Origin of the sequence: Bradyrhizobium sp. LTSP885 (assembly GCF_000938305.1) — a bacterium.
GTDB lineage: Bacteria > Pseudomonadota > Alphaproteobacteria > Rhizobiales > Xanthobacteraceae > Bradyrhizobium.
Window position 1 is genome coordinate 1 of record NZ_JYMT01000030.1, and the last position, 21131, is coordinate 21131.

Annotated in this window: 15 protein-coding genes and 1 pseudogene; 9 read left to right on the forward strand and 7 right to left on the reverse strand. The window is 57.5% G+C overall.

Translation table 11 applies throughout. From position 1 onward, the window contains the following. From UP09_RS18605 to UP09_RS18615, 4 genes are all read right to left on the reverse strand, one after another. Nucleotides 1-469 (reverse strand): LysR substrate-binding domain-containing protein (locus UP09_RS18605; RefSeq protein WP_245302052.1); only part of this gene is annotated, 469 nt, incomplete at its 3' end. Nucleotides 470-1233: 764 nt separating this feature from the next. Beyond that, entirely contained in the window at nucleotides 1234-1662 is a 429-nt protein-coding gene (locus UP09_RS37690) for a hypothetical protein (RefSeq protein ID WP_156164665.1), read from the reverse strand. An 882-nt stretch (nucleotides 1663-2544) separates the two neighbouring features. Continuing rightward, nucleotides 2545-4590 (reverse strand): hypothetical protein, encoded by a 2046-nt coding sequence (locus UP09_RS18610; RefSeq protein WP_156164666.1) that lies wholly within the window; start codon nucleotides 4588-4590, stop codon nucleotides 2545-2547. Next, a complete protein-coding gene (locus UP09_RS18615) occupies nucleotides 4578-5900 on the reverse strand; it encodes a hypothetical protein (protein ID WP_044539724.1) in 1323 nt (440 codons plus the stop codon). Before UP09_RS18615 ends, UP09_RS18610 begins: the two co-directional genes overlap by 13 nt. 428 nt (nucleotides 5901-6328) lie before the next feature. Here UP09_RS18615 and UP09_RS18620 point away from each other — a divergent pair, with 428 nt between their 5' ends. The 8 genes from UP09_RS18620 (at nucleotide 6329) to UP09_RS18655 (ending at nucleotide 15461) form a co-directional block, all read left to right on the forward strand. Next, a complete protein-coding gene (locus UP09_RS18620; RefSeq protein WP_197082696.1) occupies nucleotides 6329-7627 on the forward strand; it encodes a glycosyltransferase family 4 protein in 1299 nt (432 codons plus the stop codon). Nucleotides 7628-7644: 17 nt separating this feature from the next. Continuing rightward, nucleotides 7645-8517: a dTDP-4-dehydrorhamnose reductase family protein gene (locus UP09_RS18625; RefSeq protein WP_044539725.1), complete on the forward strand. Its 873-nt coding sequence runs from the start codon at nucleotides 7645-7647 to the stop codon at nucleotides 8515-8517. 29 nt (nucleotides 8518-8546) lie between these two features. Continuing rightward, the gene (locus UP09_RS18630; RefSeq protein WP_044539726.1) at nucleotides 8547-9557 is read left to right on the forward strand and encodes a polysaccharide biosynthesis protein; all 1011 of its coding nucleotides are present in this window, start codon (nucleotides 8547-8549) and stop codon (nucleotides 9555-9557) included. After that, nucleotides 9550-10677, forward strand: coding sequence for a non-hydrolyzing UDP-N-acetylglucosamine 2-epimerase (gene wecB, locus UP09_RS18635; RefSeq protein WP_044539727.1), 1128 nt, complete (start codon nucleotides 9550-9552; stop codon nucleotides 10675-10677). Before UP09_RS18630 ends, wecB begins: the two co-directional genes overlap by 8 nt. A gap of 504 nt (nucleotides 10678-11181) precedes the next feature. Continuing rightward, nucleotides 11182-12429, forward strand: a complete 1248-nt coding sequence (locus UP09_RS18640) for a lipopolysaccharide biosynthesis protein (protein ID WP_156164667.1) — start codon at nucleotides 11182-11184, stop codon at nucleotides 12427-12429. Further along, on the forward strand, nucleotides 12426-13382 hold the full coding sequence (locus UP09_RS18645; RefSeq protein WP_197082697.1) for an NAD-dependent epimerase/dehydratase family protein: 957 nt from the start codon (nucleotides 12426-12428) through the stop codon (nucleotides 13380-13382). The genes UP09_RS18640 and UP09_RS18645 overlap by 4 nt, the downstream gene beginning before the upstream one ends. Further along, complete coding sequence (locus UP09_RS18650) at nucleotides 13379-14566, forward strand: glycosyltransferase family 4 protein (protein ID WP_082070190.1); 1188 nt, start codon at nucleotides 13379-13381, stop codon at nucleotides 14564-14566. Before UP09_RS18645 ends, UP09_RS18650 begins: the two co-directional genes overlap by 4 nt. Nucleotide 14567: 1 nt before the next feature. Beyond that, a complete protein-coding gene (locus UP09_RS18655) occupies nucleotides 14568-15461 on the forward strand; it encodes a glycosyltransferase (RefSeq protein WP_044539730.1) in 894 nt (297 codons plus the stop codon). A gap of 37 nt (nucleotides 15462-15498) precedes the next feature. Here the strand turns inward: UP09_RS18655 and UP09_RS18660 are convergent, their stop codons facing one another. Further along, nucleotides 15499-17052 carry a hypothetical protein gene (locus UP09_RS18660; RefSeq protein ID WP_156164668.1) on the reverse strand — a complete coding sequence of 518 codons (1554 nt, stop codon included), beginning with the start codon at nucleotides 17050-17052 and terminating at the stop codon, nucleotides 15499-15501. 1104 nt (nucleotides 17053-18156) lie between these two features. Between UP09_RS18660 and UP09_RS18665 the strand changes: the two genes are divergently transcribed. Then, nucleotides 18157-18552, forward strand: coding sequence for a helix-turn-helix domain-containing protein (locus UP09_RS18665; protein ID WP_044539732.1), 396 nt, complete (start codon nucleotides 18157-18159; stop codon nucleotides 18550-18552). A gap of 102 nt (nucleotides 18553-18654) precedes the next feature. On the opposite strand, the gene istB is transcribed toward UP09_RS18665, so the two are convergent. Together istB and istA are read right to left on the reverse strand one after the other, a co-directional pair. Beyond that, nucleotides 18655-19518 carry an IS21-like element helper ATPase IstB gene (gene istB / locus UP09_RS18670; RefSeq protein WP_044536175.1) on the reverse strand — a complete coding sequence of 288 codons (864 nt, stop codon included), beginning with the start codon at nucleotides 19516-19518 and terminating at the stop codon, nucleotides 18655-18657. Next, nucleotides 19448-21017 (reverse strand): annotated as a pseudogene (gene istA, locus UP09_RS18675) (IS21 family transposase). Before istA ends, istB begins: the two are co-directional and overlap by 71 nt. Nucleotides 21018-21131 lie beyond the last annotated feature (114 nt).

Here is a 21131-nt window from a genome sequence, read left to right on the forward strand (position 1 = left end):
AATCGGGTATGATCTCCACAAGCGCTCCACTCTCCAGGTATCGGCCAATCCCCAAGAGTGGCGCCTGAATCAGGCCAAGGCCGGCGAGGGCAGCGGCTTCGTAGGTCTGCGCACTGTTAACGTGTAGCGCACCTGGCAACTGAAGCGTCGCGTAGCCGTCGCCGTCCGGATATTCCCATCCATAGGGTCTTGCGGCCAGCATCGTCGAAAAATGAATTGCCCGATGCTCCTGACGCTGGAGATCTTCTAGCGATCGGGGGACGCCATAGCGCGCTAGATAGGCGGGACTGGCAGCGTTGACCATACGCAACCGGCCCAGCGGGCGGGCGATCAGCGTCTCGTCCCTTATGGATCCAAGCCGCAATACACAGTCGAACCCCTCTTGAACCAGATCGACCTGCCGATCCGTACTCGACACCTCCAGCTCCAACTCTGGATGAGCCGCCATGAAATCCGGTAAGGCCGGCACGATCGTTGTCCGTGCCACCTCGGTCGGAAGATCGACGCGTATCGTCGACGTTTTGCAGGTACGTTTTCGTGCGCCGTTCTGGAGAAGTAAGACAGGTTCCGGTTGGTGGCAGCGGCCGGTCTGCCCGACAGGGCGGCTAGCGCGATTTCGCGCGCGCAGCATTTATATCTGCTTGTAACCGTGCTGCCGCGTCACTCGTGGATTCTCGGCTTGGGGGCAGCTCATTGAGGTTCTGGACCCACGGCGCTCCCGATTGAGCCGTCGAACTCGACGTCGAGTGCGACTTCACGCAAGCAGAGAGAAGGCCAACTAGCACCATGAACCCTGCCCTACTTATCGCCTGGACGCGTGTCACGGAGATCCCCTCGGTGGCCTCCTCTTCCCTAGCATAAGTTGCGAACGGCTGGTGCAATTATCGCTGTGGGCGCGCGTTGTCCCAGCATTCGTTAGCCGTACGACAAACCTGACTGGCTCTGCGGGCGAGCCGCGCTAGGGAGTGGAGAGCTGGCGATATCGCAGAACCTACTCCGCATGAGTGGAGATCTTTAGTATGCTTATTGAGCCAGGAGGTATCGAAGGGAAGATCGTCAACGTCGGTCAGTAACGGAGGATTATAAGCGCCAGGCCGTTGAACTGGTGTGTTGTCGAGCCGTCGCTCGATTACGTCTGTGGCCAAGAAACTCGATCTGCGCGACTCGGTGCTGCGGCGCTGGATGGACAAGGTCCGGCAGGAGCCGGCATCGGCGGCGTGGTGCGGTCTCCCTTCAGTCCGGGATGACAACGAAGTATGCCCTGCCATTGCTGTTCGGATTGCTACCATCGCTCGATGAGAAAATAACGAGTCCCGGGTAATGAAGAAACCGGCCATGGCCATTGTCGCGAATATCGGCAAAGGAGCAGTGCCCTGGCCCGAGAAGTTTGCCGTCTTCATAGAGCTGTAACCTCGACCGTTGAGCTCCCTTGACATCCGGCCCGTCAGCATCAGTGCTGATGCGTTCAAGGAAATTGAAGTCACCTAACGTGCTACGCGCTTCGGCTGCTTGACCGTTCACTACGAATGGACGTGCCAGCACCCTGGCGAACCTACCCGGCGGAAGCGGACTGACATAGGACCTGTGGAGCCAGGTGGCGAGTGCAACATAGACGACAGCGACAGCGGCGAGCCACTTTGGCCATTGCTTCTGCGGGTGCATGGATCCGCCTGCAGACATTTCAACCGTCACAAACTATTGAGAAGGCAATTCGCTTACTGACATCAGCAGCACCAATCATTGCTGCATTCTTGTACAAATAGCAAATAGTCCCCCTTCAATCGCAGAACGCCTCCCGATTTAAATGGGGAGATATTGTCGCGAACTGCAAGATTCCCCTGATACTTCGACTCACCAGCAGAACCGCTTACGTCAAGCTCACGGACAAGAAGCGACGGATCGACACGCCGCCGATACCATCGCTTGCGCGGCTCACCTGGTTAATGACCGCCTCGACGCGGACGCCGTCGACGCCACCTACTACCCTCCGCCGAAGTTGCCGGCGGAGCCTAGTCTGTTGGTGGTGCCACTCTCACTTCGCTCGGCGCCGAGCGCGCAACTGGTCACACCAAAAGATGACAACCAGCTCTCTCGGCTGCAATACACGCTTGGATGGATTGCGTGGCTGGGCCATCCGCCACATGATTTGATCACGCAATATCGTGCAATTCTCCATCCTGCGACCGCTATTATTACGAGAGACGCCCGGCTTTCTACCGGCCCGGTATACCCAAAACGCCTTCCACCATCTTGAGATCGTTGATCCGAGCTTTAGTCAGTGGCTCTGGTTCAATCCATAGAGCGATAGCGCCATCGTCAACGTGTAGAGTGCCAGGCCAGACTCATCGGATGCCGCGCAAGGAGATTTCGACAGCCTTGGCCGATAGGCCCGGCGCGACCCAATCGCGACCCCTCATATGCTCAGACGCCAGGATTAGAATACGTTTGTGGCCTACGGCGGACGGCTGTACTTTGGTCCTTAGACAAGCTTGACCTTGGCGAGTGAGCGAATCACTTCGCTGACGGTCAAAAAGCCGTCCGTCCTTATTTCCAAAGAGTTTGATGGAGTCGGTGTCGTATCCAATCTGAGACAAGCACCGCAGTGAAGGAGGATGGCAACGGACTGTCTCCCCAAATGCGCTCAATCCGCAAAACACAGCTCCGTCGGCTGCTTGGGACAGATATCTCAGATAAGTATTGAGTGGACCGATAGAACGCTGGTGCTACTAACATCGTCTTCTGGGTCGGATCGGCCGTCACCGTGAAAGCGTGATCGAGCGGCTGAAACACCTCAGGTCGCTTCTGATAGGTGAAGGTAATTGCAAACTCTCCGGCTGGGCAGGAAGGGCCTCCAACGGTAATCAGAAGTCGGTCGGCGGCGGCTCTGACGTCCCACTCGATGCCGACCTCCGGGAGGCGGCTGCTGAGGCTATCGATTGGGCCAGAGACGAGGTCAGTGTAGCGCGAAGGAATTTGCAATCTCCAAGCCACTCTATCGCCTTCGCTACGTTCCGATTCCGTTACAACTGGCTCGCGTTTGAGGGCAAGCAGGTGAGCAATCTGTTGCGCAAGAACTCGATCCTGCAACGCAAGAAGCACGCAATAACCGGCGGAACAGGTCAGTGCGATTCCAATAATCCACATCGAGAAACGCCACTTTACGCCAGTGATAGCTTTCCATTCGGTTGGCACGACGATTAGAGACAGCATTCCGAGCCAAGACAGGATTTCAAGATGAAAAAAATGGCGAACTGAAAATTGAATCGCCGGATACGCGAGCAGAAAAGAGAAAAGAAAGGCAATGCAGCCGGCCTGTCGCGGACTTTTTGCAAAAATCCGAAATAGCAAGACGAGCAAACCCGCAGCTCCTGCCAGTTGCAATAGAAGCCGTAGGCTCGCTGGTATTGGAGGTGCTAGCCAAAGCGGGCGGCTTCCAGCCGGATCAAGTGCAAGAGATTGAGGTGTAATCAACGCTTCAAAGCCACCGATGAGCAACACAGATTTGATTGCATGGGTGACGAAATCCGCTGAAAAAAACGGAGCCCAGCGAAAAAGGTAATCGGTCGACCGGCTCAGCGACTGCGAAACACCCCGAATCGGTTCTCCTTCCCGCTCTCCCCAGTTGGGATCGTTTCGGCTCAAATCTGCCGCGATTGTCGACATTGTTAATTCATCAGAATACCGCCAGCCGAGACCGTAGGGAGCTTCACCTATGCCAAGGAAGCGGACGAACGGATCCGTGGCGCCTTGCATTGCTAGCATTCCAGAGCCGCCGCCGAAGCTCACTCCAACTATTGGTGCGGCGAAAACGACACAACCAACTCCAAACATGGCTACTGCCGAGACGCGTGTTCGCCAACCATGCGCGGCAGCCTTCACTCCTACACCTAGGAAAACAAAGCCGACTGGCAGCAGGATTAATACATCCGAGCGAAAGCCGGTGCCTACGCCGAGGATACATCCAGCGATGCCACTAGCCGCGATGGCTTCCCACGAGGCAGCGGTCCGAATCGCGAGAATCAGAAAGACAATCGCCCAGATTACAAAGGGTGCCTTCGAGTAGTCCCGAAGCATGAAAAGCATTCCGATGACTACCGGAGATATACTAAGTGCGAGCGCGGCCGCCGCAGCCACCCGACGCCCAAAGAAGGCTCGCAGCAGAGCAAAACATCCCGCCGCATACGCTCCGTGCAACACGGCATACACTGGCCAGAGATTCGCATAACTAACGCCCAGTAACCGCCATGCGATGGCCACTGACACAGTCAAGTACAGTTGCAAGCGAGCGAAGAGGCCAGGTTCCTGAGTTTGCGAAACAGAGTTGAGGGCCTGACAGCTAAAATCGGATAGCTGGCCTGACAGGAAATCCAGCAATACCTGGGGTTTGTCGATAGGGTAGACGAAACCATGATGACACGCCCACATCACCGCTTCAGGTGTAAATGCCTGATAGAAGAACGATTGATTTGTGGTCACTATGAAAATGCTGCCGACAAGGCAGCCGAAACCCGCAATCGCAAGAAGCAAAAAAATATCCGATCTATTCGTCATCGCAGTTTTTGCTGTTAGGCTTTCTTCTAGCTCGAACACCGGACGAACTCTTCTTCTGCCGCCCCTGTTAAAATTTGGGGCATTGCTTTTATGCCAGCCGCATAGCCCAAGAACAGGAAGATAAGGAAATCTTGGCTAATGCGACCATGGCCCATCGCGAGCGTAACCGCGAATACCAGTCCACAAAGTGCGAACCTTGCTTCACGGCTGCAATGACTGAGCAGCCACAGAGAGCGGCCAGCACGAACCAGAAGTGCCACCAATAATATTGCTGTGGTCCAGCCTAGCTCAATTGCCACCTGCAAGATTGTGTTGTGAACTTGACTGTCCTTTATGCAGGACAGCCCGAGGAAATGATCCATGCCGATGCCAAAGAGCCCGGCATTGGGTAGGATACCAAACGCATCCAAATACAGTTGCTTTCGGATAGCGATCGAATCTTGCAAATCTATAGTGGGACACGGTTTTCGGTTTTCTTCGTTCGTTTTGACGAGGATGCGGACGACTTCGTCAGCTACGGCTGTGGTCCGCATGTCAACTGCTGCTATGGTCGGGATAAAGGCCAGCGCCGGAGCAGGCGCAACGGTCGGGACGTGGCCCGAAAATCTAGGAGGCAATTCAACCCGGGCAACATTTCCCACAATGACTCCAGCGATCATGAGGCCAATCATCGTGGCCGCGTAGTTCCGGCCACGAAGGGAGCTGGTTAGCCAAGCGAACGCGAGAGCGGTTCCAATAGCGACAAACGAAAATCTTACAAAGGATGTTGCAAATACAATCGTCAAAGCCGTGACTACAGCGGCCCCCCAAGTAGCTTGTCGGCGCGTGAGTTGGACGCATACCAAAGCAATGGCGAGAAAGCCCAGACTCAAAGTAAATTGAATTGTTGCTGCTCCAAACTCTCCGAACACCACCGGATGCGGCCTACCATAGCTATCGTTCCACTGTTCCGGCAAAGCGGGGATGGTTAAAGCCGCGCCGACAATTGCAATTGCCGCGGTGCAAAACAAAAAGCTTGGCGCGATTCCTTTGCTTCCCGCGAACAGCCGGGCGGAAGGATAGGCGCACAACGAAAGCATAAGGAGGAAAATTTGCTTATGATCGCTACGACCTTGGTTAACGGCAAACGACACCACGATGCAGCCGATGAACAGTCCAAACAGAACATCGCAAGGATCGATTGTGACTTTGCTCCATCGGCTACACAAAAATAGCGCTAACGTCGTTCCGACCATAAAGATCGCCGTAAATAGAGATCCGGCGCCAGCAAATCCGTGCGCAAAAACCAATATTGAACCGGTCGAAACATAGATCGCCAGCAATAGCCAACGATTGAAGATCGAAGTCATGGTCCCCTTGGAGGTCGGAACAGCAATGAGTGGCCGATTGCGCTTTAGGTAAAGCACAGCCAGTTCTACACTAAAAGGCCTTCGGACCCCATGTGTCGATGGGTGAGGTCGGACAGCAGCCCCCGGGCTCGATCAGAATCGGGAGCCCATGGATAAGTTCTTGCACGGGAGGGTTGCGACGAGTAAGTTGTGATCAAGGGATGTTCAATTCAAGTGAAGTAGGAGTCATGCACTTGAGCGTGCCTATGGCATGCCGAGTAATGAACATGACAACTAATTGGGAGAGACCAGGGCGTTGTTCGCGACGGGGTGATTCCATTTCACTTTGCATACGTGGGACGATAGTGCGTGCCGGCGGTTCATTTGATGGCTCTTGGGAGGGCAGTTGTGATCGCCAGTCATGCATTGATCCGGTGGTCGTGAGGGCTTTGAAGACGGTTGCAACCGATGGCGGCGAACAGGCCGTACTCGCCAGCACGTCGACTGCTTTAGGGAAGTCGAATGGTCTCCGGGTCCTAGTTGTTAGTCAGCATTTCTGGCCGGAGAATTTGCGAATCAACGAAGTCGTTCTCTCGCTTCGCTCTTGTGGCGTGAATGTCGAGGTTTTGACCGGCCAACCTAACTATCCGAAAGGCGAAATTTTCGCGGGCTACAGCGCCATCGGCGTTGGGTCGGAGCGGCATCCGTTGGGTTACGTGATCCATAGGGTTCCGGTGGTGCCACGAGGCAGGGGCGGCACCTTACGCCGAGTGGCGAACTATTTTTCGTTCGTCCTTAGCGCACTCATCTTCGCGCCATGGCTTACTCGTGGCGAACGATACGACGTGATTTTCGTTTACGCGATCTCCCCTATCCTCCAAGGGCTACCCGCAGCATTCCTGAAGCGCTTGAAGCACGCGGCGCTTGTCATATGGGTACAGGATCTTTGGCCAGACAGCCTGGAATCGACCGGATATGTTCGTAATAGGGCCGCACTTGCTGTCGTGGCCGCCGTAACAGGCTTCATTTACCGACAGGCAGACCTCTTGCTTGCTCAGTCGCGTGGATTCGTGGACAAGATCCGGGAGCTAGCAGGGTCTGGTGTACCAATCGCCTATCATCCCAATCCGGGCGACATCGCACTGGTGGAGGAAGCCGCCGACGCTTCGTCCGCCATCGCCATTGATCCCGGCTGCTTCAATGTAATCTTCGCTGGCAATCTTGGGGCGGCTCAGGCCCTTGATACGATTGTCGCTTGTGCTGAGGCAATTGTGGATCCGTCGATCCGGATCATTCTTGTGGGAGGGGGCAGCCGCGCGACTTGGCTGCGCGAGGAGATCGCGCGTCGGGCACTTCGAAATCTCGAATTGGCCGGCCAGTACCCGGCCGAGGCGATGCCCGCGATCTTGGCTCACGCTTCCGCGCTGCTCGTAACGCTGGGGCGGGCCGACAATCTAGCCCTGACCATCCCGAGCAAAATTCCCACCTATCTCGCTGCCGGGCGACCAATCATCGGAGCGCTCGACGGAGAAGGGGCAGCTCTCATTCGCGACGCGCAGGCTGGAATAGCCGTTTCAGCCGAAGACGCCGCGGCGCTGGCCTCTGCTATAGTCGAAATGCGGAACCTTCCTGCCGAGCAGCGCGGTGCCATGGGTGCATCGGGTAGAGCTTATTTCGACAAGCATCTCTCTCCAACTCCCCTGGCTCAAGACCTAGTGCAGCATTTTCACAAGGCGATTGGCCGGTAAAGCTAAGACGGAACACGATGACGGAGAATTTGCCCACAACGGTACTTGTGCTCGGCGCGACGGGCATGCTTGGGAATGCAATGTTTCGAGGCTTTGCTCAGAGCCCCGGTTACCGCGCCTTCGGCTCGACGCGTGCGAAAGGACTGCATGGCTCGTTCCCAGAGGCGATGCGGGCGAATCTCATTAGCGATGTTGATGTCGAGAATGTCGACGCGCTTAGCACGGTTTTGGCCGACGTTAAGCCGGACGTGGTGATAAACTGTGTTGGTCTTGTCAAGCAGTTGTCGGAAGCGAAGGATCCGCTCGCTACGCTTCCCGTCAACGCGGTTCTGCCACATCGGTTGGCACGGCTTTGTCGTCTAGCCGACGCCCGCCTCGTCCATATCAGCACCGATTGTGTTTTTGACGGCGCCAAAGGCAATTATTCGGAGCAGGACCAGCCAAACGCGGTCGATCTCTACGGTCGTAGTAAGCTTCTCGGTGAGGTCGATTGCGAGAACGCGGTAACGTTACGAACTTCGATCATCGGGCATGAACTAAATAGCGCTCACGGCTTGATCGGCTGGTTCATGTCGCAGTCGGGTAGCATCAAGGGCTTCACCAAAGCGATCTTCTCAGGACTTCCGACTGCCGAACTTATGCGTGTCATCCGCGATTTCGTCCTCACCGATCATTCGCTTCGCGGACTTTATCATGTATCGGCGGCGCCTATCAGCAAGTACGAGCTTCTTAGAATCGTCGCCGATAGCTATGGTCGAACGATTGAAATCGTTCCGGACGAAACGCTCATCATTGACCGCTCTCTCGATTCTAGCCGGTTCCGCCAACGGACCGGCTATCGACCGCCGGAGTGGCCAGTTCTCGTGCGCAACATGCGCGATTTCGGCTAATCAAGAAGTTCTTGAAGACTGGAACGATTATGTTTTCTGGCAAAACACTACTTGTCACGGGCGGAACGGGCTCCTTCGGTAACGCGGTTGTCGAGCGTTTCACTAACACCGATTTTGCAGAAATCCGTATCTTTAGCCGGGATGAGAAGAAGCAGGAAGATATGCGGCTGTCCACGAAGGACAAGCGGCTAAAATTCTATATCGGTGACGTTCGCGACGCCGCCGCAGTAAGCGATGCTGTTCGTGGAGCTGACTACATTTTCCACGCAGCGGCACTGAAGCAAGTTCCTTCCTGCGAATTCTATCCGATGGAGGCAATTAAGACAAACGTCCTCGGCACGGAGAACGTACTGCGAGCGGCGATCGAGCACTCCGTGCTGCGATGTGTGGTCTTAAGCACGGACAAAGCCGTCTATCCCGTTAACGCCATGGGCCTCTCTAAGGCCATGATGGAAAAGGTGATGATCGCCAAGTCGCGCCTAACCGAGAGCAGCAAGACGGTCGTATGCGCCACGCGCTATGGCAACGTCATGGCATCACGCGGCTCCGTCATCCCACTGTTCTTGGAGCAGATCCGGCAGGGCCGTCCCCTGACAGTAACCGATCCGAAGATGATGCGCTTTCTTATGTCGCTCGACGAGTCGGTTGATCTAGTGCTGTATGCCTTCGAGCATGCAAGGTCGGGTGATATTTTTGTTCAGAAGGCACCAGCCTCCACGATTGGAGACTTGGCCCTCGCTATCCGCGAGCTCTTGAGATCAGAGAATCCAATCCGGATTATTGGAACGCGACATGGCGAAAAGCGCTATGAGACGTTGGTATCCAGGGAAGAGATGGTGCGCGCGGAAGACCTCGGCGCCTACTTCCGCATTCCGGCCGACTCGCGCGACCTCAACTACGATTTGTATTTTACTGACGGTATGCATGAGGTTTCTGAGCGGGACGACTATACCTCCGAAAACACCCGTCGCTTAGATGTAGAAGACATCAAGAGAGTCTTGATGCGACTCGACCTCATTCGGGAAGCCGTCGATGCTTAAGGTGATGACCGTCGTTGGGACACGGCCAGAGATCATCCGCCTGTCCCGTGTCATTGCGACGTTTGATGAGCATTTTTCCCATGTGCTGGTCCATACGGGACAAAACTACGACTTTGAACTAAACCAGATTTTCTTCACTGAACTTGGCATCCGGGCACCTGACGAATTTCTCAACGCTGCGGGTGAGTCTGCCGCCTCGACAATCGGCAAGGTCATCATTGCGGCCGACGAGGCGATGGAAAAGTATCGCCCGGATGCGCTGCTCGTGCTTGGAGATACCAACAGTTGTCTCGCAGCGATCGCCGCCAAGCGTCGGAAAATTCCGATCTTCCACATGGAGGCGGGCAATCGATGTTTCGACTTTCGCGTTCCGGAAGAGATCAACCGCCGCATCGTTGATCAAACGGCGGACATCAATCTCACGTATAGTCAGATTGCACGGGCCTATCTCTTGCGCGAAGGCTTTCCGCCCGATCAGGTGATCGTCACTGGCAGCCCGATGCGCGAGGTGCTGACGCACTACAGCCAAGGAATCGAGGCGTCCGATGTGTTGAATAGGCTCGAGCTTACCCCCGGGCGCTATTTCATAGTTAGTGCGCATCGAGAAGAAAATGTCGACTCGCCCGAACGGCTCCACAAGCTAATCGACATCCTGCAGGCTCTTGCCACGCGGTACCAAGAGCCGGTCATCGTCTCTACCCACCCGCGCACGCGCAAGCGGATGGACGCGCTCGGTGTATCCTGCTCGGTTAACGTTCGGTTCGAGAAGCCCTTTGGGTTCTTGGATTATGTGAAGCTGCAGTGCGAGGCGCGCGCAGTTCTGTCTGACAGCGGTACGATCACCGAGGAAAGCGCAATCCTTAACTTTCCTGCACTGACCTTACGGGATGTCCATGAGCGCCCCGAAGGCGTTGAAGAGGCTTCCGTGATGATGACAGGCCTCAATATCGAACGCGTTCTCGACGCGCTTGCGATCCTTGAGAGGCAGCCGCGAGGCCGCGACCGGCTCCTGCGGATGCCGGCGGATTACGAGCCCTGCAATGTATCAGAGAAAGTATTGCGCATAGTTCAAAGCTATACAGAATTTGTCAATCAGCGTGTCTGGAGGAAGACCGACTGACAACCCTGAGCTATTCCTCGCGCTCCCGAAGTAATCGTGCTGAACATGGGCTGCGTCGAAGCCGTTCACCTCTCTGGAATCCGCTCAGCAAAACGCTTTCGCCCCGGGATGAAAGGCTTTAGACCTCCGGTACGTCCCGTCGGGTGACGTCCCAAATTCGAGTTCCATGCATGTCGTTCTGGAAAGCCCAGGGGCGGAGAGTCTGATGCCAGCAAGTTCTATAACGGACGGGCCGGAGGTCGATCTAGCACGACGGTTCAACTGGGTCCGCACCGAGCTACGAAATGCCGAACGTGCCCCCAGCGTCTCCGATGAGCCCGTGCTCAAGCAACGTGTGCGCCAAGGATGACGGACGCCGCTCCCATCACGGCTGCAGAGGAGACTCCGCCAGTAGTTCCGACCTTCCGCAGCGCCGGCACTGCAGCACTTTTCAGCCGCGGCGTCATCCTTGTCTCGGGATTGGTCAATTCCCTCCTTCTGCCACTCGTTCTGAGTCAGCGAGTCATGGGACAGTACTTCCTGTCGCAGTTGATTATTGCCGGGCTCGCGACCTTTTGCCAATTCGGATTCACCTTCTCCATTCCGAGCCAAGTGACCGATGCGGTGGCCCGGAAGGATTTAGGACGAGCGCGAACGCTGGCAGCAACGATCCTGCGTTTCTCGGCTGGCCTCGGTGGACTGGTAGTCATCGCTCTAATTGTAGCACCTCGATGGTTCGCAGAGTTTCTTTCCCCTGCTGATCGGATGACCTGGGTTGCCGCGCTACCAATCATCGCGGCGATTGGGGCTTTGGCAAGTTTGACGGCGGTTATCGTTGAGCTCCTGCGGGCTGTGCACGCCGTTCGAGCAGCCGCCAATTTGGCCGCGCTAGCGAGCGTTCTCGTCGCCGCCTATGCTGGCTTCATACTAGCGATAGGCGAGCGGGCAACGCTCGTTGGTGCGCTGCTTGCCGTCCTCCTCGGGTCAGCAGGCGCCGTGACACTTGGACTGACTCTCTTCTGGCTGCGGACGGCGGACTGGCCGAGATCGGCGCTTAAACCCGTAAGCGCCACCGCGGTACTGCGTGAGACACTACCGAACCTTCTCACGACGCTTGTCCTGTTCGGTCTCTCAAACCTTGATATGGTCATTCTCGGCAGCCTCGGCAGCTTGAACGAGGTCGCCCAGTACGGGTTGGCGCTACGCTTCTCTGCCCTAATAGTGATGCCTCTCGCAATCGCGAATGCGGCGGCCGCACCGCTTGCCGTACATGCTCGATCGACAGACGACACCACGACCCTCAGCGGCATTCTGGCCCGAGTCGCATTTGGGGGCGGAGGCGCAGCTGCAGTGCTCTATACCGGCTTTGTAGCCATAGGCTACTGTTTCATCGCGCTCTGGAATGCGAATTACCAGGACGCCTACTGGCTGACCCTCCTGCTCGGATTGGGCAATGTACTTCATGCCTGCGGCGGGGCGGCTGGCGTGTTGTTGATGATCTGGGGTGATCAGAAGCGCGCTTTCATGATTGCGGTCGCCACCAGCGTGGTAACAGTTCTTCTTTGCCTCCTCGGCTATCATTTTGGCGGGATGTTTGGACTAGCCTCTGCTGCCGCTTTCGGAAATGTGCTGCAGGTTGCCTGTTTTGTCTTGCGGGTGCGGGCCCGGTTCGGCCTAGACCCCTCACTTCCAGGCCAATGGCGGCCTGGTTTCGCCGAGTGGAAGAAATCCAGTGCACCGGCGTGTCGCCTCTTCCGGAGGAGGCTCAGATGACCATGGATGTACCTTCCTCCCGAGTCGCTCCTGAGGTGGTCGTCCTCGGCGGCACTGGCTTCGTGGGGCGCGTTCTCGCCGAGACATGGCCTACCAGCCAGCGACGTCCGCATTATCTCGTACATCGCTCGCATCCCGAATGGCTGTCGAGTTCTGGCATCACGGTGCGGCGGGTCGATCTTGACGATCCCGCCGATGTACGGACCGCGATGGTGGGCGCCAATGTACTTATCAACCTTCTGCGCCCCGACGGTCAGGGCTGGTACGTGGACCTGTTGCAGCGACTAAGCCCGACCTTCGGGGAGCTGGGCCTGCGGCGCTGTGTTCATGCGAGTAGTATTGATGTTTACGCCGGCTCTGCTGAGAGTTTAATCGACGAGGAAACTCCGGTCAGACCACTGTCGCCTTACGAGAAGGAGCATTGTGAGGCCGAGCGTATTATTGCGGACAGCTTTCCCGAAGCGGCGATTTTGCGGCTTGGAGCTGTATTCGGCAGGGGCGGACGTAACGTCACAAGTTTTGCGCGGGAAATGGCGCACGCGTCTTTTCCAAGGCTCGCCCTGCGGCGTGCGCTCTACGGTAAGCGGCGCATGCATCTCGTCAGCGTCGGGCTCGTTGCGCGCGCGCTTGCACACTTTGCTCTCAAAGTGCGTGTTGATGTGCCCACGGTGGTATTGTTGACGCAAGACGACGATCCCGACAACAACTTCGCGTTTCTCCAAGATACGCTTGCTGAACGTTTCGGCCGCCATTCGCTGTGCAATGTGCCGGCTCTGCCACCCGCTGCGCTCAGGCTGGCGCTTCGCTTGCGGGGCCTGCCGAGCCAAGCCGTCAACCGGCGCTTCTCGGCCCAAAAGATCAGAGGCTTGGGCTTGACACCAGACGGTTTCGGCGAAGCACTTCGGGCCTATGCGCGGATGCTAGCCGTCGACTCGGAAGGGCACCGTATATGAAACTCCTCCTCACCACGGTTTCCCTAAGTTCGAGAACCGGAGGCGGCACGGCAGAACGGACGCGCCGGCTTGCACGCCACCTAGCGGCTCAGGGACATAGTTGCGTGCTCGCAACAATGGAGGATGGCGATCTTGCCGATGAACTCCGCGGCGCGGGGATGCCAGTATACGTGACGCAGACGATCAAGTTGCGCTTCAACGTGCCGCTCGTCCGCCCAGGGAGGCTGGCCGAAGCAGTGCGCTCCGTGGACGCGATTCACATCCTCGGCTACTGGAACCTCTTGTCAGTGGCGACGGCCTTTATAGCGACCCTATTCCGCAAGCCCTATGCATTCAGCGCAGCGGGCGAGTTTGTTGGTCTGGAACGACCGCGGCCTATCGCGCACGCATTTCATTTGCTTCTTGGGAAGCGGATGCTGCGCAACGCCGGCCTATTCGTGGCTATTACGGCCTTGGAGCGGATGCAGATCATCCAGCGCATCGGCGTGCCACCTGATCGCATCGTGGTCGTTCCAAACGGCGTCGAGCCTTCTCCGTCGGCAATAGGCGCGACCGTCGCTCTGCCGGAAAAGCCATATATCCTGTTTGTTGGCCGTCTCGCCGAGGTAAAGGGGCCAGATCTTGTCTTGGCGGCCTTCGCCGCCATCGCGCCGGTTCAGTCAGACATTGTTCTGGTAATGGTCGGACCCGACTTTGGCATGGGCGCGGAACTCCGGCGGGAGGTCACTAGACGAGGCCTTGAGGGGCGAGTCCTCTTCATGGGCCATCTGACGGAGGCCGATCGGACAGCCGCGTACCGGAGCGCGCTATTTCTTGTTGTGCCGTCCCGGGCGGAAGCTATGTCGCTCGTTGCGGTGGAAGCGGGCGCGGCTGGAACGCCGGTGCTTCTCACGGACCGCTGCGGCTTTGATGAGATCGAGGCACTTGGCGGGGGACACGTGGTCCCGGCAACGATCGAGGGGCTCCGCGACGGCCTGGAGGTCATGCTGAGCCGACGATCACTTCTTCCGGAAGCCGGCAGAAGGCTGCGCCTTCATGTTGAGCGGAACTATGCTTGGCCCGCTATCGCTGCCCAGCTTGTAGGTCATCTCCAATGCCTCATTAGAGGGGCCTTCGCGGGCGGGACGACACCGCCGCCATCGCTCACGGGAGACGGCGGCCCGGCCGCGAGGGACGCGAATTAGCATGTCGCCGAAAGTCTCAATCGTCGTGCCGGCTTTCAACGCCGCCGATTATATCGCCGAAACGATCGATAGTCTTCTTGCCCAAGACTATCCTGATCTTGAGATCGTGGCGGTCAACGACGGCTCGACCGACGAGACGGGCGCGATACTCGCACGTTACGCGGGTCGTATTAGGGTGCACCGTCAAGCCAATGCTGGCCAGAGCGCGGCGATGGCGGTGGGGTGGAATATGACCGATGGCAGCCTGATCGGGTACTTAAGCGCGGACGATCGTTTAAGGCCGACCGCCGTGCGACGCTGTGTTGAGGAACTTAATGCGCGGCCTGACGTAGTTCTGGTCTATCCGAACTTCGATGTTATCAACGAACGTTCGCGGTTACTTTTCACTGTCAAAGCGCCGGACTTTTCGCACCGCGCGCTATACGGCGAACTTCACTGCCTGCCAGGCCCTGGTGCACTCTTTCGGCGTGCCGCTTACGAGCAAGCAGGGCCGTGGCGCACGGATCTACGGCAAATTCCCGATCTCGACTTCTTACTTCGCATGGCGCTTGTAGGTGATTTCTACCATATCTCGGAGGTGCTCGCCGAGTTTCGCATGCACGCCCAGTCGACAACCTATCGCGCAGTCGCGTTTGAGCGTGGGGAGGAGCCGTTAGCGGTGATTGAGCGCCTGTTCGCGCGCCGAGATCTTCCCGCGGAAATTCGACGATGGGAGCGCCAGGCGCGGGCTAACGCAGACCTTTTGTCGGCGGCAATCCATGGCCGGTCGGGCCGTGCTGGAATCGCCATCCGGCGCCTTGTGGAGTCTTTTTCCTATCCCCAAGCCGCTTTTTCCCGGAAGACCCTTAGTCATGCTATCACAATCATTCGCGGCGCGTTCAGAGCGCGGGACTGAACTCGATGACCCGCGACAATAGAGGAAGTATCGCGGATCAAATTCTTAACGTCGCCAGCCGGCGGCTTGCGAACCAAAATCCACCGAGCGCGGCGCAGGCAAGGCATAGCTCTAACGCATAGATAAAGAGCGTCCAAGGGAAGCCCATCTGCACTGTAAGATAGGCAAGCGAAACTCCCGAAACTGCTCCAACCGCCACACTCCGGGTCAGGCTGCACGCAAACCATTCCAATAAATGTCCCGCGAGCATCGTACCAAACACAAAGCCGAAGATTAGTGGAATGCTGCCAGAATAGCTGGCAACACCAATGACGCCCGGAAGAGTCAGGAAGGTGAAGACCTCGACTTTGCCATATGGGTCGCCCGCCATCTTCTGATAGATGCCGTTCTTCCCAGCCGCGGGGTCTTCGGTCAACCCTCGCAGGAGAAGGTCGCTACCAAGTTCGCGTTCGGCCCCCTCCGCCGTCAAAACGCCCTCCAAGCCGATCCACCGCATCAGGACAAGGTTACGCAATTCTTGGAGAAGACCACTGAGACGGCTCTTGCTGGTTACCACAGTGAACTTCGTAGCGAGACTTTCCGTATCACCAAGGGGAGCGGCAGGCTGTTGCGATTTGAACGTCGGGGAGGCTCGGGCGGCTTCGCCCGCGGGAAGCGGCGAGCTTGTCGTAGGAAGCCGGAGCGCCAGTCGATCAGACTGCTCGGGAGCATCTGCTCCACCTACCAGCGGTGGCGGACCGGTGTTCGGCGAAGGGGCCCGTACAACGATCGAGTGATTGCCCTGAAAGGCATAGTTGCGCTCGATGCTAACGACTGCAATTGACACGACGAAAAGGGCACTAGCAATGCAGAGTGCGTAAACGATCTCCATCCACCGATGAACATTCCTCCAACGCCAAAGCACTATGCAGACGGATGACAGTATATAGAGAAGGAACTGGACTCGGCTCCCCATCGTGAGAGACGAAAGAAAGCCTAGGAAGGTCGCGACAAGAATCAAAGATGCGTAGCGGAGGCGTCCAAGCTCTATCAGCCATTGCGTAAGCGCTAGGCCGCCGAGAAGTGCGCCCCATGTGAGAATAAAGGCTAGAACGGCGTAGACGCGTGGATGAATGTCAATTCCAAGCGGGTAGCCTATTCGCAGAATGTTGTACCGATAATTCAAAGCGTAGATGCAAGTCGCAACGATCATGAGTAGGGCCAACGCGCCAAACAGGATATTTCCCAATACTCGCTGATCGCTTGCATCTCTGGTTATGATGCGACCGCTAGATGGAATGAATGACGCCAGAATGATTGATGCGACGCCTCCGAACTGACCAGCCGCAGCAAATTCTAGCGCCATGTCCCATTGGGCTGCCGACCCGGTGAAATCGCCCACCGGTTCAATCAGTCCTACGCCGAGACAAAGGTTCGCAACGGCTTTGAATAGAAAGCCAAGCGTGAGGAAAGATGAAACCATGATTAGGAAGCAAGAGGGATGTAGGAGGACGGCTAGGCAGAGAAGAAGGATGCCACTGGCCACAAACAAGAAAAGTACGATGGCGCGCCCTTCATAGAAGGGAAAAATGACGGCATAGAAGACCATCATCAGGACAGCCATAGTCGCAAGTGCTAAGGTAAGGCCTCGACCCCCTTGAGGGCTTATACCGCCACGGGCATTGACTGACATGGGTAGCCGACGGACCAAAAAGCGCTCAGCCCATTCGATGAGCGGGCAACGCGTTCAATTGTATTGAATAATCTAAAAGACGCCTCAAGCTAAGCGCCTTCATCGAAGAAGTCTAGTTCGCAGCCAACTGGTGGCAGACGCGTCAAAAATGAAGCCACCGTCCAGCTGCGTTCAGCGTCCTTCTGAGCTGGGAGCTGTAGGTGCACACGTACTTCATTATTGCGGGTTGTCAACTTTTGGAGTGGGGCGCGCTTAGCGCTAACCTTTCCGCCACACCCAAATCAATGCTTGGGCAACCCAAACAGATAGTTGGAGGCGTCTATCCCGCGTTGATGACCGTCTGCGAAACCGCGCCGATAGGCCACCTTTACGATAGCGACGGACCAAATTGTGATCAATGCTAAGGTTACGGCCCAAAACACGATTCTTGCCCCCGAAAACGATAATTGAGCGCGCATGTTCCGATTGAATTGCACCCATCGGCACGTTATGCGAGCGCTCAGAAAACGCAACTCAATTTGAAAGTGTGTGGCAAAATGGCAGTAACGATCGGCCCGTAGCGGCGACCGTTCCCGTTTGGGTCGCCCATAAACAAGTTCTGAAATAGTTCGGCGTGCATGGATCTGTCCGATTTCCACGCCACAGCTATCTGGCCAAATGCGACAAGGCGCCTAAGCCGTCTCAGCCACCCGGCCGCTTCCTCTGATTGCAGCAACCTCGAACATCCGCGGTCTTGGCGCGAACGAGCCTCGCAATGGACGCCGGAAGCCCCAGCGGCGAGCCGTCTGATTGAGAAATTCCTCCACCAACGAAGCCCTTTTGACTGCCACCCCATCACGCAGTGGATTTATTCTCCGGTCTCTGATGCCAGTCTCCAAGAAATGGGAATTTTCTAGGAGTTACCCGGAGACTTTTGAGAATTCCAGGGGCTAGAGCATTTTTCGACCTGGCGGAATCGGAAGGGATTCCCTTTCGGGGCAAATCGTGATTCACCATGAGGGCTGGTGATGGAGGCCAGTCCTGATGGCTAAACCCCTCTCGCCGGACCTTCGCCTTCGCATTGTTCGAGCCGTGGAAGATGAGGGCATGAGCTGTCGTGGTGCCGCCGGCCGGTTTGGCATGGCGCCGTCGACGGCAATCGAACTGGTCAGCGAGTGGCGAAGTACCGGCGCCTGTGAGGCGGGAGCGCAGGGTGGCGACCGGCGTTCAGCTCGGATCGAAGGGCATGCCGCAGATATCCTCTCCCTGGTCGAGGTTACGCCTGACGTGACGCTGGCCGAGATCGCCGACCATCTCTTCAAAGTCCACGGCAAACGTTTCGTTCCGAGCGTGGTCTGGCGGTTCTTCGATCGCCGCAACATTACGTTCAAAAAAAACATCGCACGCCAGCGAGCAGGATCGGCCGGACGTTGCCGCTGAACGCGCGACGTGGAAGGCATCTCAGCCTGAGATCGACATCCACCAGTTGGTGTTCATCGACGAGACCGGGGCCTCGACCAAGATGGCGCGGCTCTATGGCTGTCAATCGGCGTTCAAATTTGACCCCGCATCGGCGTCCAATTTTGACCCCTTTGGGCGACGGGTTTTGGCGGTAGCGCTCGCGCCGTCGGAGCTGGTCGGGGTTGCGGAGACGGTGCGAGCGCGGGTTGCGTGATCGTCGTCGCGGCTCTTGAAGCGCCAACTGTCGTTGCCGGTCTCGACGATATCGCAATGGTGAGTCAGACGATCGAGCAGCGCGGTGGTCATCTTTGCGTCGCCAAATACGCTGGGCCATTCCCCGAAGGATAGGTTGGTGGTGACGACGATCGACGTGCGCTCGTAGAGCCGGCTGACGAGATGGAACAGTAGCTGGCCGCCGGATTGAGCAAACGGAAGGTAGCCGAGTTCGTCGAGGACAATGAAGTCCATCCGGGTCAGATGCTCGGCGATGCGACCCTGCCGTCCATTGCGGGTCTCGATCTCCAGGCGATTGACGAGGTCGACTACGTTGTAGAAGCGGCCGCGGGCACCAGATCGGATGCAGCTTCTGGCGATGGCGATGGCCATATGTGTTTTGCCGGTGCCGGTACCGCCGACCAGGACGGCGTTACGTTGCTGGGCGATGAAGCCGCCGCCGGCGAGATCATTGACCAGCGTCTGGTTGATAGGAGTGCCCTCGAACTGGAAGTCCTCAAGGTCCTTGGCCAGCGGCAGTTTGGCGATGGTGAGCTGGTACTTGATCGAGCGCGCCTGCTTCTCGTTGATCTCGGCGTTGAGCAGGTCGCCGACAATGCGTTGAGGTTCGTGCTGGCGTTTGACAGCGGTCGCCATGATCTCATCGAAGGCGGCCTTCATGCCGTAGAGCTTGAGCTCGCTCATGAGGTCGAACAGTTGAGTACGTTCCATCAGATGGTTCTCCTGAGGTTGTCGTAACGGGCACAGTCGGCGATCGGGGCATGGCGCAATGTCAGCGCAGCCGGGGTGAGGATGTTGGCCGGTGGCGCAGGATCACGCTGGCGGGCCAGGATGTTGAGCACGACATCGGCGGAATGAACGCCGTGAGTGATCGCCTCGGCGCAGGCGGCTTCGACGGCCGGCAAGCCGTCGGTCAGAACTGCGTTGAGGATGTCGACCATCTGCCGATTGCCATCGTCGGCGCTGGCGAGCTTGCGCCGTACACGTTCGATCGCGGCCGGCAGTACCCAGTCCTTGAAGGGAGCGCCGTTGCGCAAGGCACCGGGTTTGCGAGCCAGCACCGGCACGTAATGCCAGGGATCGTAGACGGTATCGCCGCGGCCGAACGAGCGAGCATGCTCGGCAACGATGCGCCCGTCCTGGCGGATCACAATGCGGTCGGCGTAGGCGTGAACCTCGACAGGCCGCCCGACAGCGCTGGCCGTGACCGAGTATTTGTTGTTGTCGAAACGCACCAGACAGGTCTTCGAGACCGACGCCGGCACCGCGTGGAATCCGTCGAACCGGCCGGCATAGGGAACGAGCTTCGGTCGCTCAGCTTCGAACACCTCCCAGACCGTCTGTTCGATCAGTTCCGGATGCCGGTGCGCTTTGGCGTAGGCGATGCACTTGTCCAACAGCCACGCGTTCAACTCGTTGAGGGTTTTGAACCGCAGCCGTGGCGTGAAGAAGCGCTCCCGGACAAGTCCGACCTGGTTCTCGACCTGACCCTTCTCCCAGCCCGACGCTGGCGTGCAGGCAACCGGATCGACCAGGTAGTGGCTGCACATCTGCATGAAGCGGCGATTGTAGAGACGCCCTTTGCCGACGAAGATGGTCTCCACCGCCGTCTTCATGTTGTCGTAGATGCCGCGTCCGCAGGTGCCCTTGAACAGAGCAAATGCCCGGTCGTGGGCGTCGAACACCATCTCCTGTGTCTCGCGCGGATAGCACCGCACAAACAGCATCCGGCTGTGACAGAGCCGGACATGGGCGGCCTTCACGATCACCGTTACGCCATTGAGCAGGACGACCTCGTGGCTCCAGTCGAACTGATAGGCTTCCCCAGGCGCAAAGCTCAGCGGGACATAGGCTGCAGCCGTCGATTGCCCACGCTCTTGGCTCCACCGCCTGGCGTAACGCCGAACGGTATCGTAACCGCCATCATAGCCGCGCCCGCGCAGCTCTTCGAAGATCCGGATCAACGTCAACTGTTCGCGAGCAGCCTTAGCTGCGTTCCCCGCAAGCAATCCGTCGAGCTCCGCTGCCCATCGTCCCAGCTTCGGCCGCGGTTGGACAACACGCTCGTACTCGAATGAGGTCTCTCCCGACCTCAGCACCTTCCGGACCGTGTTCCGCGACACCTTCAGGTCCCGGGCGATCTCCTTGATCGTCTTGCCCTTGATGAAGTGTTCGCGCCGTATCCGGGCAATTGTCTCCACGACCAGCATCCCCGACCACCTGCTTCATTACAAAGCAGGCAGCGCAACAGACCAACCTGTAGGGGGTCAATTTTGGACGCCGATCCCCCGGCTTAGGGGGTCAATATTGCAGGCCGAATGACA

What these genes read in the sequence shown, in the direction of transcription:
- UP09_RS37690 (WP_156164665.1), bottom strand. Translation starts at nt 1,662, where the DNA reads ATGCACCCGCAGAAGCAATGGCCAAAGTGGCTCGCCGCTGTCGCTGTC.
- UP09_RS18615 (WP_044539724.1), bottom strand. Translation starts at nt 5,900, where the DNA reads ATGACTTCGATCTTCAATCGTTGGCTATTGCTGGCGATCTATGTTTCG.
- UP09_RS18625 (WP_044539725.1), top strand. Translation starts at nt 7,645, where the DNA reads ATGACGGAGAATTTGCCCACAACGGTACTTGTGCTCGGCGCGACGGGC.
- UP09_RS18630 (WP_044539726.1), top strand. Translation starts at nt 8,547, where the DNA reads ATGTTTTCTGGCAAAACACTACTTGTCACGGGCGGAACGGGCTCCTTC.
- wecB (WP_044539727.1), top strand. Translation starts at nt 9,550, where the DNA reads ATGCTTAAGGTGATGACCGTCGTTGGGACACGGCCAGAGATCATCCGC.
- UP09_RS18640 (WP_156164667.1), top strand. Translation starts at nt 11,182, where the DNA reads ATGGGACAGTACTTCCTGTCGCAGTTGATTATTGCCGGGCTCGCGACC.
- UP09_RS18645 (WP_197082697.1), top strand. Translation starts at nt 12,426, where the DNA reads ATGACCATGGATGTACCTTCCTCCCGAGTCGCTCCTGAGGTGGTCGTC.
- UP09_RS18650 (WP_082070190.1), top strand. Translation starts at nt 13,379, where the DNA reads ATGAAACTCCTCCTCACCACGGTTTCCCTAAGTTCGAGAACCGGAGGC.
- UP09_RS18655 (WP_044539730.1), top strand. Translation starts at nt 14,568, where the DNA reads ATGTCGCCGAAAGTCTCAATCGTCGTGCCGGCTTTCAACGCCGCCGAT.
- UP09_RS18660 (WP_156164668.1), bottom strand. Translation starts at nt 17,052, where the DNA reads ATGATGGTCTTCTATGCCGTCATTTTTCCCTTCTATGAAGGGCGCGCC.
- UP09_RS18665 (WP_044539732.1), top strand. Translation starts at nt 18,157, where the DNA reads ATGGCTAAACCCCTCTCGCCGGACCTTCGCCTTCGCATTGTTCGAGCC.
- istB (WP_044536175.1), bottom strand. Translation starts at nt 19,518, where the DNA reads ATGGAACGTACTCAACTGTTCGACCTCATGAGCGAGCTCAAGCTCTAC.